At 70.4% G+C, this 11121-nt stretch carries 8 protein-coding genes; 6 read left to right on the top strand and 2 right to left on the bottom strand.

Annotation, left to right across the window (positions count from 1 at the left end):
* The first annotated feature begins 147 nt into the window (after nucleotides 1-147).
* The 5 genes from AB7U92_RS12730 (at nucleotide 148) to AB7U92_RS12710 (ending at nucleotide 6779) form a co-directional block, all read left to right on the top strand.
* Nucleotides 148-2127 (top strand): DNA topoisomerase IV subunit B, encoded by a 1980-nt coding sequence (locus AB7U92_RS12730; protein WP_428577156.1) that lies wholly within the window; start codon nucleotides 148-150, stop codon nucleotides 2125-2127.
* A gap of 10 nt (nucleotides 2128-2137) precedes the next feature.
* Nucleotides 2138-2659 (top strand): GNAT family N-acetyltransferase, encoded by a 522-nt coding sequence (locus AB7U92_RS12725; RefSeq protein WP_428577153.1) that lies wholly within the window; start codon nucleotides 2138-2140, stop codon nucleotides 2657-2659.
* Nucleotides 2659-3354, top strand: a complete 696-nt coding sequence (locus AB7U92_RS12720; RefSeq protein WP_428577151.1) for a lytic transglycosylase domain-containing protein — start codon at nucleotides 2659-2661, stop codon at nucleotides 3352-3354. Before AB7U92_RS12725 ends, AB7U92_RS12720 begins: the two co-directional genes overlap by 1 nt.
* A 24-nt stretch (nucleotides 3355-3378) precedes the next feature.
* Nucleotides 3379-5034, top strand: a complete 1656-nt coding sequence (locus AB7U92_RS12715) for a hypothetical protein (RefSeq protein WP_428577148.1) — start codon at nucleotides 3379-3381, stop codon at nucleotides 5032-5034.
* A gap of 92 nt (nucleotides 5035-5126) precedes the next feature.
* Nucleotides 5127-6779: a hypothetical protein gene (locus AB7U92_RS12710; RefSeq protein WP_428577145.1), complete on the top strand. Its 1653-nt coding sequence runs from the start codon at nucleotides 5127-5129 to the stop codon at nucleotides 6777-6779.
* A 3-nt stretch (nucleotides 6780-6782) separates the two neighbouring features.
* On the opposite strand, the gene AB7U92_RS12705 is transcribed toward AB7U92_RS12710, so the two are convergent.
* Nucleotides 6783-8453: a formate--tetrahydrofolate ligase gene (locus AB7U92_RS12705; RefSeq protein WP_428577142.1), complete on the bottom strand. Its 1671-nt coding sequence runs from the start codon at nucleotides 8451-8453 to the stop codon at nucleotides 6783-6785.
* A gap of 101 nt (nucleotides 8454-8554) precedes the next feature.
* Here AB7U92_RS12705 and parC point away from each other — a divergent pair, with 101 nt between their 5' ends.
* Nucleotides 8555-10873, top strand: a complete 2319-nt coding sequence (gene parC, locus AB7U92_RS12700; protein ID WP_428577139.1) for a DNA topoisomerase IV subunit A — start codon at nucleotides 8555-8557, stop codon at nucleotides 10871-10873.
* A 24-nt stretch (nucleotides 10874-10897) separates the two neighbouring features.
* Here the strand turns inward: parC and AB7U92_RS12695 are convergent.
* Nucleotides 10898-11121 (bottom strand): disulfide bond formation protein B (locus AB7U92_RS12695; protein ID WP_428577136.1); only part of this gene is annotated, 224 nt, incomplete at its 5' end.

The raw sequence follows: 11121 nt of genomic DNA, 5'->3' as shown, positions 1-11121 counted from the left end.
GTCGAGGTATTCCGACATGGGTTCTCCTTGGTGCGGTGATGGGAAGCCCGGGGCGCGCATCGCGTGCGGGCCGCGGGCGACCCGCAGTGTGCGCCGCGGCGGCACCCGCGGCCAGCCCCCAGAACCTCGCTGCCTACAATCCCCGTCATGGCAACCAAGAGCAAGACCCCCGGCAGCTACGGCGAGGCCTCGATCCGCGTTCTCAAGGGCCTGGAGCCCGTCAAGCAGCGGCCGGGCATGTACACCCGAACCGACAACCCGCTGCACATCATCCAGGAGGTGATCGACAACGCGGCCGACGAGGCCCTGGCCGGCCACGGCCAGCGCATCGACGTGATGCTGCATGCCGACGGTTCGGTGAGCGTGGAGGACGACGGCCGCGGCATCCCGATCGGCCTGCACCCGGAAGAGCAGGTGCCGGTGGTGGAGATCGTCTACACGCGGCTGCACGCCGGCGGCAAGTTCGACAAGGGCGCGGGTGGCGCCTACAGCTTCTCCGGCGGCCTGCACGGCGTGGGCGTGAGCGTGACCAACGCGCTGGCGAAACGGCTCGAGGTCACCGTGTACCGCGAGGGCCAGGTGGCCACCATCGTCTTTGCCGGCGGCGACGTGATCGAGCCGCTGAAGACGCGCAAGGCTGCCGCCGGTGACCGCAGGAGCGGCACCACCGTGCGCGCGTGGCCGGATGCGAAGTATTTCGAGAGCGCCGAGCTGCCGCGTGGCGAGCTGACCCACCTGCTGCGCAGCAAGGCCGTGCTGATGCCGGGCGTGACGGTCACGCTGGCTACCGAGAAGACGGGGGACAGGCAGCAGTGGCTCTACAAGGGCGGCCTGCGCGACTACCTGATGCAGACGCTGCCGGCCGACCCGATCATCCCGCTGTTCGAGGGCGAGCATTACGCCGACGGGGCCGAGACCGAGAACTTCGCCGAAGGCGAGGGCGCGGCCTGGTGCGTGGCCTTCACCGACGACGGCAACGTGATGCGCGAGAGCTACGTCAACCTCATCCCGACACCGGCCGGCGGCACGCACGAATCGGGCCTGAAGGACGGCCTGTTCGGCGCGGTCAAGGGCTTCATCGAGCTGCATTCGCTGCTGCCCAAGGGCGTGAAGCTGATGCCGGAAGACGTGTTCTCTCGCGCCAGCTTCGTGCTCAGCGCGAAGGTGCTCGACCCGCAGTTCCAGGGCCAGATCAAGGAGCGGCTGAATTCGCGCGATGCGCTGCGCCTGGTCTCCACCTACGTCAAGCCGGCGCTGGAGCTGTGGCTCAACCAGCACGTCGACCTCGGCCGCAAGCTCGCCGAACTGGTGATCAAGCAGGCGCAGACGCGCCAGCGCGCCGGGCAGAAGGTCGAGAAGCGCAAGGGCTCCGGCGTGGCGGTGCTGCCCGGCAAGCTGACCGATTGCGAGAGCCGCGACCTGGCCTTCAACGAGCTCTTCCTCGTCGAGGGCGATTCGGCCGGCGGCAGCGCCAAGATGGGCCGCGACAAGGAGACGCAGGCCATCCTGCCGCTGCGCGGCAAGGTGCTCAACGCCTGGGAAGTGGAGCGCGACCGCCTGTTCGCCAACACCGAGATCCACGACATCGCGGTGGCCGTGGGCGTCGATCCGCACGGCCCCGACGACGAACCCGATTTCTCCGGCCTGCGCTACGGCAAGGTCTGCATTCTGTCGGACGCCGACGTCGACGGCTCGCACATCCAGGTGCTGCTGCTGACGCTGTTCTTCCGCCACTTCCCCAAGCTGATCGAACGCGGGCACGTCTACGTGGCCAAGCCGCCGCTGTTCCGCCTCGATGCGCCGGCGCGCGGCAAGAAGCCGGCGGCGAAGATCTACGCGCTCGACGAGGGCGAGCTGACCGCTGCGCTCGACAAGCTGCGCAAGGAGGGTGCGCGCGAGAACAGCTGGACGATCAGCCGCTTCAAGGGGCTGGGCGAGATGAATGCCGAGCAGCTGTGGGAGACCACGCTGAACCCCGACACGCGACGGCTGCTGCAGGTGAGCTTCGGCGCGCAGGGCTTCGCTGCCACCGTCGAGGCGCTGACCAAGCTCATGGGCAAGGGCGAGGCGCAGGCGCGGCGCGACCTGATGGAACTGCGCGGCGACGACGTCGAGGTGGACGTGTGAAGGAACGAGCGTGAACCTGAGGCTGCGACCGACGATGCTGTCGGACCTCGACTTCGTCATCTCGGTCGAGCAGGATCAGGCCAACCTTCCGTTCATCACGCCCTGGGAGCGCACGCAGCATGAAGGTGCGGTGCGCTTTCCCGACTTCCGCCACTTCATCGTCGAGACCGGCGCGCAATACGAACCGGCCGGTTTCGTCATCCTGCAGGGCTGCCGCAATCCGCACCGGTCGGTGGAGCTCAAGCGCCTGGTGCTGCTGCCCGAAGACCAGGGCCACGGGCTCGGCCGGGCCTGCGTTCGGCTGCTGGCGCTGATGGCCTTCCGCGACCTCGGCGCGCACCGCTTCTGGCTCGATGTGAAGTCGCTCAACGAGCGCGCGCTGGCGCTGTACCGCAGCGAAGGCTTCGTCGAGGAGGGCCGGCTGCGCGAGAGCGTGCGCACCGCCGAGGGCTACGACTCGCTGGTCGTGATGTCGCTGCTCGCCCATGAACACTCGGCGCTGCTGCACGAGCGGGGGCTGGGGGCCGCCTGATGCGCGCGTGGCTGGCAGGCTGGGTGATGGCTGCCGGTGCGTGCGGTGCGGCGCAGGCGGAGGTCTGGGCTTACATCGACGGCGACGGCGTGGCGCACGTGGCGCCGCAGCAAGTGGATTCACGCTACCGCCGCGTGATCGGCGACGCTCCGGGCGGCAACGGCAGCGAGGCCGTTCCCGGCAAGACCGACCGCGCCGAGGGCCTGCTGCTGTGGCTGCAGATCGCGCCCGAAGTGAAGGCGCTGGCGCCCCTGCTGCGCGAAGCTGCGACGGCCCATGGTGTCGACGAGGAACTGCTCAAGGCGGTGATCGTGGTCGAATCGGGCTTCAATGCGCGCGCGGTGTCGCCGCGCGGCGCGCTCGGCTTGATGCAGATCATGCCGGTCAGCGGTGATCGCTACGCCACGCCCGCGGAGCGCCGCACGCCAGCCGCCACCCGCCTGCTCGACCCGAAGATCAACGTGCACACCGGCGCGCGCATGCTGGCTGACCTCGAGCGCCGCTTCGGCGGCATCGACGTGGCGCTGGCCGCCTGGAATGCCGGTGAGGGTACGGTGCGCCGACACGGCGGCAAGGTGCCCGACATCGCCGAGACGCGCGCCCACGTGCACCTGGTACTGGAGCTGTACTGGGCGCTGCTGCAGGAGCGACAGGCGCGCCGCGCGACGGAGATGAAGCTGCTGCCAGCGCGCTGAGCGGTGCGTTGCTACGATGCCGCCATGCGCGGTGCGAGTGGATGGATGGTGTGGATCGGGGCGGCCGTGCTGGGCCTGCTTCCGCCGGCCGCCTGGCCGGCGCCCAAGACGGTGTGCACCATCACCGTCAATTCGCCCGACGAGAAGGAGAGCTTCCGCCGCCATCTCGGCAGCGAGAACTACCGCTTCGTCGAGCTGGTCGAGCGCGGCCGGCCCGACTGGCTCGATTCGTCGTGCCGCGCCAAGGTGTCGTGCGACATCCTGGTCATCTCGGCGCACTACGACGGCGGCAACGAGTTCTTTCCCGACAGCCTGGATGCGCGCGAGTTCCTGCCCGTCAGCGAGCTGGAGCGGGTGTCGTGCAGCGGTTCCTGCCCGACCTTGTTCTCGAAGCTCAAGGAGGTCTATCTCTTCGGCTGCAACACGCTGAACCCCGAGCCGCACAGCGGCGCCACCGCCGAACTGATGCGCAGCCTGGTGCGCGAGGGCTACACGAAGGAGAAGGCCGAGCGCGAGCTGCAGTCGCTGGCCGCCGCGCACGGCGAAAGCAGCCGCGACCGCATGCGCCAGATCTTCACCGGCGTGCCGGTGATCTACGGCTTCTCGTCGTCGGCGCCGTTGGGCCCGATCGCCGGCAGCGTGCTCGACCGCTACTTCCGCCAGTCCGGCGACCGAGAGATCGCGCGCGGGCGCGCCGGCAGCCGGCTGCTCGCCGCCTTCGCGCCGTTCTCGCTGACCTCGGTGGCCGGCCTGACGCCCGCCGATCCGTATTGGCAGACGCGCCTGGACATGTGCCAGTTCGCCGACGAACGCCGGCCGATCGGCGCCAAGCTGGCCTTTGTCTACGGCCTGCTGCAGCGGCACATCGGCGAAGCGCGCCTGAACCTCGACCGCATCCGCCGCCTGCGCGAGTCGCTCGACGCCAGCGTGCTCGACGACCCGCTGGCCGCGCAGGTGCTGGAGGTGATCGCCCGCGACGAGGACGCCCGTGACCGCGTGCTGGCCTACGCGCGCCAGACCGACCGGCCGGACACGCGCGTGGCCATGCTCGACCTCGCCCGCGACGTCGGCTGGCTGACCCGCGAGGCGCACCGTGACGAACTGGCTGCCATGCTGCGCGAGCTCCAGGCGCGGCGCGATGCGGGCGTGGCCGAGGTCAACCTCGCCTGCCGCCTGAACGCCGACCGCAGCCTCGATGGGCGCCTCGGTGGCACCCACGGAAACGGGGGTACCGCGCAGGCCGCGATGCGCGCCTGCCTGGGCAGCGCGGAGGACCGTGCACACACGCTGCGCGCACTGCTCGGCCCGGCCGAAGCCGACGTGCAGCTCGCGCAGGCCTACCTGCGTCATCGGCCGGTCGATGACCCGGCCGAGCTGCGCGACTTGACGAAAGGCATTTCGGAAATGCCTGCCGGGCCGGCACAAGTTCGCGCTCTGGAGGCGCTCGGCCGCCACTATGTGTCCGATGGTGACGTGCTCCATCGCCTGCTGGATCTCTACGGGCGCACACCGTCGTCCGCTGTGCAGTCGGCCGTGGCGGGCATCCTGCTGCGGGCCGACCGTTCGGCGCTGCCGGCTGCAAGACTTCGCGAGACATTGATCTCGCTCAGGCGCGAGGCTTCTCGCGATGGCGGCGCAGGAACCATCGACGCGCTGATCACTCTCCTCGGGGCGCGCTGAGCCTCGTGCGGGGTGTTTACATGTGTTTTCGCCGCGGCGGCGCACTGTGGAACACTGTGCCGATGACGCTGCGTGACCTTGCCCCGCTACCGATGGCATCCGCCCGCTGGGCTGCTGCGCTGCTGCTCGCCGCGGCCTGGCCGCTGGCGGCGAGCGCCGCGCCGAAGACGGTCTGCACCGTGACCATCAACTCGCCCGACGAGCGCGACGTGATGATGCGCCAGCTGCCGCCGGGCGACTACCGCTTCGTCGAGCTCGTCAAGCACGGCCAGCCCGACTGGTGGGCACAGGCCTGCCGCAGCGGCGTGAGCTGCGATGCGCTGGTGATCTCCGGCCATTTCGACGATGGCAGCGAGTTCTACACCGACCGTTTCGAGCAGAAGGAGGCGCTGCCGGTCGAAGACCTGCAGCAGGCCTCGTGCAGCGAGTCGTGCAGCGGTCTGTTCTCGCAGCTCAAGGAGGTCTACCTGTTCGGCTGCAACACGCTGAAGACCGACCCGCGACGCAGCGCCGGCGCCGAGGTGCTGCGCAGCCTGCAGCGCTCGGGCCGCACGCCCGCCGAGGCACAGCGCATCGCGGCGCAGCTCAGCGAGCACTACGGCGAGAGCAACCGCGATCGGTTGCGCCAGATCTTCAAGGACGTGCCGGTGCTCTACGGCTTCTCGTCGAAGGCGCCGCTGGGCCGCTACGCCGGGCCGCTGCTCGAGCGCGTGCTGCAGACGGCACCGGCCGGCGAGGTGGCCAGCGGCCGGCCGAGCAGTGCGCTGCTCAACGCCTTCGGGCCGACCTCGATGATCAGCGTGCGCGGCGTGCGCGACGACGATGCGCACATCGCGCTGCGCCAGGACATCTGCCAGCTCGCCGACGACCGCCGCAGCACGGCGCAGAAGATGGCCTTCGTGCACGAGGTGCTGCGCCGCGACGTGACCGAGGTGCGCATGCTGCTCGACCACCTCGAGCGCTACGTGGGCTCGGTGAGCGCCGCGCAGCGCCTGAAGCCCGATGTCGCCAAGGCCTTCGACGCGATCCGCCTCGACCTGCCGGCTCGTCAGCGCTTCCTCGACTTCACCCGGGATGCCGATCTCGCTGCCGTGCAGTCGCGCATGATCAACCTCGCGCGAAGCCTCGGCTGGCTCGACGAGACGCAGCAGCACGACGAGTTCGTGCGCCTGATCACCGCGCGCATGGCGCGCGATGGCATCGGCAAGCACGAGGTCGACCTGGTCTGCGCCTCGCCGCTGTCGCGCGACGGCGAGTTGCTGGCGCGTGTGCAGGCCGGCGGCAGCGCCGATGCGGCCAAGGTGGCCCATTCGGCCGTGCTGGCTTGCCTGGGCGGCGGCGAGGCGCACGACCGCACGGTGCGTGCACTGACCAGCCCTCGGCCCGACGACGTGGAGATCGCGCAGACCTACCTGCGCCACCGCCCGCTGGCCGGCGCCGGCGAGGTGCGTGCCATCGCCGCCGACATCGCACGCCTGAGTGGCCCCGAGGCGCAGGTGCGCGCGCTCGATGCGCTGGCCAAGCAGCGCGTCTCCGACCCGCACAGCCTGAAGGCGATCGCCGCGCTGTTCGCGCAGACCCGCTCGCTGCAGGTTCAGCGCGCCATCGCCAACGTGCTGCTGCGCGCCGACACGCAGGGGCTGGAGCGCGGCGAGTTGCTGCAGGCGCTTCGCCGCCACCGGCTCAAGTCGCCGGACGGGCAGGACGCGATCGACATGCTGATCCGCGTCCTCCAGCGCGCCTGACCTTCAGGACAGGCCGCTGATGCGGCCTTGGGCGTCGATGTCGATCAGTTCGGCGGCTGGCACCTTGGGCAGGCCCGGCATGGTCATGATGTCGCCGCAGACCATCACGATGAACTCGGCGCCGGCCGCCAGCCGCACCTCGCGGATGTCCAGCGTGTGGCCGCTCGGCGCGCCGCGCAGCGCGGCATTGGTGGAGAAGCTCATCTGCGTCTTGGCGATGCACACCGGGAAGTGGCCGTAGCCGTCGGCCTGCAGCCGCTCGATGCGTTCCTTGACGGCTGCCGACGCGGTCACGCCGGCCGCGCCGTAGACCTTGGTCGCGATCGCCTCGACCTTCTGCCACAGCGGCAGCGCGTCGTCGTAGACGAAGCGGAAGCTGTTCGGTTTCTCGCAGGCGGCCACCACCTCGCGGGCCAGCGCCTCGGCACCCGCGCCGCCCTCGGCCCAGTGCCTGGCCACCACGGCGCGCCCGCCCAGCGCCTCGACGCGGCGCACCAGCAGCTCGATCTCGGCGGGCGTGTCGTGCGAGCGGTGGTTGATCGCCACCACGCAGGGCAGGCCGTAGACCTCCTGCACGTTGCGCAGGTGGCGCTCCAGGTTGGGCAGGCCGCGCTCGAGCGCCGCCACGTCTTCCTTCGAGACATCGGCCACCGCCATGCCGCCGTGGTACTTGAGCGCGCGCGCCGTGGCCACCAGCACCGCGGCGGAGGGGCGCAGGCCGGTCTTGCGGCACTTGATGTCGATGAACTTCTCGGCACCGAGGTCGGCGCCGAAGCCGGCCTCGGTGACCACGTAGTCGCCGAGCTTGAGCGCGGCGCGCGTGGCGATGGCGGTGTTGCAGCCGTGCGCGATGTTGGCGAACGGCCCGCCGTGCACGAAGGCCGGGTTGTTCTCCAGCGTCTGCACGAGGTTGGGCGAGATCGCGTCCTTCAGCAGCGCGGCCATCGCACCCTGCGCCTTGAGCTGCGCGCAGGTGATCGGCTGGCGGTCGGCCGTCTCGCCGACGACGATGCGCGCCAGCCGCTCCTTCAGGTCCGACAGGCTGGTGGCCAGGCACAGGATGGCCATGATCTCGGACGCCACCACGATGTCGAAGCCGCTCTCGCGCGGCATGCCGTTGCCCGGGCCGCCCAGGCCGATCACGTTGTCGCGCAGCGCGCGGTCGTTCATGTCCATCACCCGCTTCCAGGTGATGCGGCGCAGGTCGAAGCCGAGCGCGTTGCCGTGGTGGATGTGGTTGTCGATCATCGCCGCGAGCAGGTTGTGCGCCAGGGCGATCGCGGCGAAGTCGCCGGTGAAGTGCAGGTTGATCTGCTCCATCGGCACCACCTGGGCGTAGCCGCCGCCGGCGGCACCGCCCTTCATGCCGAACACCGGCCCGAGCGAGGGCTCGCGCAGGCAGACGATGGCGCGTTGGCCGATGCGGTTGAGTGCGTCGCCCAGGCCCACGGTGGTGGTGGTCTTGCCTTCGCCGGCCGGCGTCGGCGAGATCGCCGTCACCAGCACCAGCTTGCCGTCGGGGCGGTCGGCCAGGGTGTCGAGCCAGGGCTGGGCCACCTTGCCGATGTGGCGGCCGCGCGGGTCCAGCGCCTCCTCGGGAATGCCCAGGGCATCGCCCAGGGCGTGGACGGGCTTCAGGCGCGCGGCCTGCGCGATCTCGATGTCGGACAGCATGGGACTCCCTGGGGGGTACGGCGTGGGGACGATGGTAACGAAGCGGCCCGGCCGGCCGCGCCCGGGATGATCCCGGGTTTGGGAGAGAATGCCGCCCTCCTATGGACGACCTCTTCGACCCCCCGCCGCCGGCCACGGGCGATGGCGACGACGCCATCGCGCTGTCTCTGTATGCCGAGCAGGCCTACCTGGAATACGCCCTTAGCGTGGTCAAGGGCCGCGCGCTGCCCGACGTCTGCGACGGCCAGAAGCCGGTGCAGCGGCGCATCCTCTACGCGATGGAGCGCATGGGCCTGGCCTTCACCACGGCCTCCGGCCCCAAGGCCGTCAAGAGCGCCCGCGTGGTCGGCGACGTTCTCGGCCGCTTCCACCCGCACGGCGACCAGGCCGCCTACGACGCGCTGGTGCGCATGGCGCAGGACTTCAGCCAGCGCTACCCGCTGATCGACGGCCAGGGCAACTTCGGCAGCCGCGACGGCGACGGTGCCGCGGCGATGCGCTACACCGAGGCGCGCCTGGCGCCGATCTCGCGGCTGCTGCTCGACGAGATCGACGAAGGCACGGTCGACTTCATCCCCAACTATGACGGCTCGACGCAGGAGCCGAAGCTGCTGCCGGCACGTCTGCCCTTCGTGCTGCTCAACGGCGCCAGCGGCATCGCGGTGGGCCTGGCCACCGAGGTGCCCAGCCACAACCTGCGCGAGGTGGCCGCCGCCGCGGTGGCGCTGCTGAAGAACGACAAGCTGTCCGACGACGAACTCGCCGCGCTGCTGCCCGGGCCGGACTTCCCCGGCGGCGGCCAGATCATCAGCAGCGCGGAAGACATCCGCGCCGCCTACGCCAGCGGCCGCGGCAGCCTGAAGGTGCGCGCGCGCTGGAAGATCGAGGACCTGGCGCGCGGCCAGTGGCAGCTGGTCGTCACCGAGCTTCCGCCGGGCGCGAGCGCGGCCAAGGTGCTGGAGGAGATTGAGGAGCTCACCAACCCCAAGGTCAAGACCGGCAAGAAGGCCCTGACCACCGAGCAGACCCAGCTCAAGACCACGGTGCTGGCGGTGCTGGATGCGGTGCGCGACGAATCGAGCAAGGATGCGCCCGTGCGCCTGGTGTTCGAGCCGAAGTCGCGCACCGTCGAGCAGCAGGAGCTGATCATCGTGCTGCTGGCGCACACCAGCCTGGAGAGCAGCGCTCCCATCAACCTGACGATGATCGGCGCCGACGGCCGGCCGACGCAGAAGAGCCTGCGCCAGGTGCTGTCGGAGTGGCTGCAGTTCCGCCAGGGCACGGTGCAGCGGCGCACCCAGCATCGCCTGTCCAAGGTGCTCGACCGCATCCACATCCTCGAGGGCAGGCAGCTGGTGCTGCTGAACATCGACGAGGTGATCCGCATCATCCGCAACGCCGACGAGCCGAAGGCGGCGCTGATCGAGCGCTTCCGCCTGAGCGACCGGCAGGCCGAGGACATCCTCGAGATCCGGCTGCGCCAGCTGGCGCGGCTGGAGGCGATCAAGATCGAGCAGGAGCTCAAGGAACTGCGCACCGAGCAGGCCAAGCTGGAGGACATCCTGTCCAGCCCGGCGAGCCTGAAGCGCACGGTGGTCAAGGAGATCGAGGCCGACGCCAAGCAGTACGGCGACGACCGCCGCACGCTGATCCAGGAGGAGCGCAAGGCCGTCGCCGAAGTGAAGGTGATCGACGAGCCGGTGACGGTGGTGATCAGCCTCAAGGGCTGGGTGCGTGCGCTCAAGGGCCACGAGGTCGATGCCGCCACGCTGTCGTTCAAGGCCGGCGACGCGTTGTACGGCGCTTTCCCGTGCCGCACGGTCGACCCGCTGATCGTCATCGGCAGCAACGGCCGTGTGTACTCCACGTCCGTGGCCGGCCTGCCCGGCGGCCGCGGCGACGGCCAGCCCATCACCACCCTGATCGACCTCGAATCGGGCACGCAGCCGGCGCACTACATCGCCGGCAGCCCGGGCACCACGCTGCTGCTGGCCGGCACCGGCGGCTTCGGCCTGATGGCCAGGCTGGGCGACCTGGTGGCCAGGCAGAAGGGTGGCAAGGGCTTCATGAGCCTCGAGGCGGAAGAGAAGCCGCTGCCGCCGGCGGTGGTCGACGGTGCGACGCAGGTGGCCTGCCTGTCGCTGGCCGGCCGGCTGCTGACCTTCGCGCTGGACGAGCTCAAGCTGCAGCCCAACGGCGGACGCGGCCTGACGCTGATCGACCTCGACGCCAAGGACGCACTGGTCAGCGTGGCGGCCTTCGCGCAGGCGCTGCAGGTGACCGGCACCGCGCTGCGCGGCGGAAAGCCGCGCGAGGAGCTGCTCAAGGGCGCGGCGCTGGCGGCCTATGCGGGCAAACGCGCGCGCAAGGGCAAGGCAGTGGAAGGCATGAAGGCGCAGCGCGTGCTGGCCGCGGGGTGACGGCCTGCCGAGGCGCTCCGCGCCTCAGCGCTGGCGTGCGTTGAACGACACCAGCACCACCACCACCACGACCGCGAACAGCGCGAGGCTCCAGAACTCGTAGGGCATGCCGGCGAGGTTCACCGCCGCGTCGGCGCAGCTGGCCTTGACCTCGAAGACGAAGGGCAGGGCGCGGTCGAGCCCGGTGGCGCTGACGATCCTGTCGGCCAGCGTCAGGTTGCACGAGGTCGACTTGGCGGCCACGAAGT

The organism is Piscinibacter sp. (assembly GCF_050175855.1).
GTDB lineage: Bacteria > Pseudomonadota > Gammaproteobacteria > Burkholderiales > Burkholderiaceae_C > Piscinibacter.
Note: the sequence above shows the minus strand (reverse complement) of the source record. Positions and strands in the feature narration are given on the sequence as shown.

Bases quoted from the DNA above. Each gene is read 5' to 3' on its own strand.
- AB7U92_RS12705 (WP_428577142.1), bottom strand. From the start codon at position 8,453: ATGCTGTCCGACATCGAGATCGCGCAGGCCGCGCGCCTGAAGCCCGTC.
- parC (WP_428577139.1), top strand. From the start codon at position 8,555: ATGGACGACCTCTTCGACCCCCCGCCGCCGGCCACGGGCGATGGCGAC.
- AB7U92_RS12715 (WP_428577148.1), top strand. From the start codon at position 3,379: ATGCGCGGTGCGAGTGGATGGATGGTGTGGATCGGGGCGGCCGTGCTG.
- AB7U92_RS12720 (WP_428577151.1), top strand. From the start codon at position 2,659: ATGCGCGCGTGGCTGGCAGGCTGGGTGATGGCTGCCGGTGCGTGCGGT.
- AB7U92_RS12710 (WP_428577145.1), top strand. From the start codon at position 5,127: ATGGCATCCGCCCGCTGGGCTGCTGCGCTGCTGCTCGCCGCGGCCTGG.
- AB7U92_RS12730 (WP_428577156.1), top strand. From the start codon at position 148: ATGGCAACCAAGAGCAAGACCCCCGGCAGCTACGGCGAGGCCTCGATC.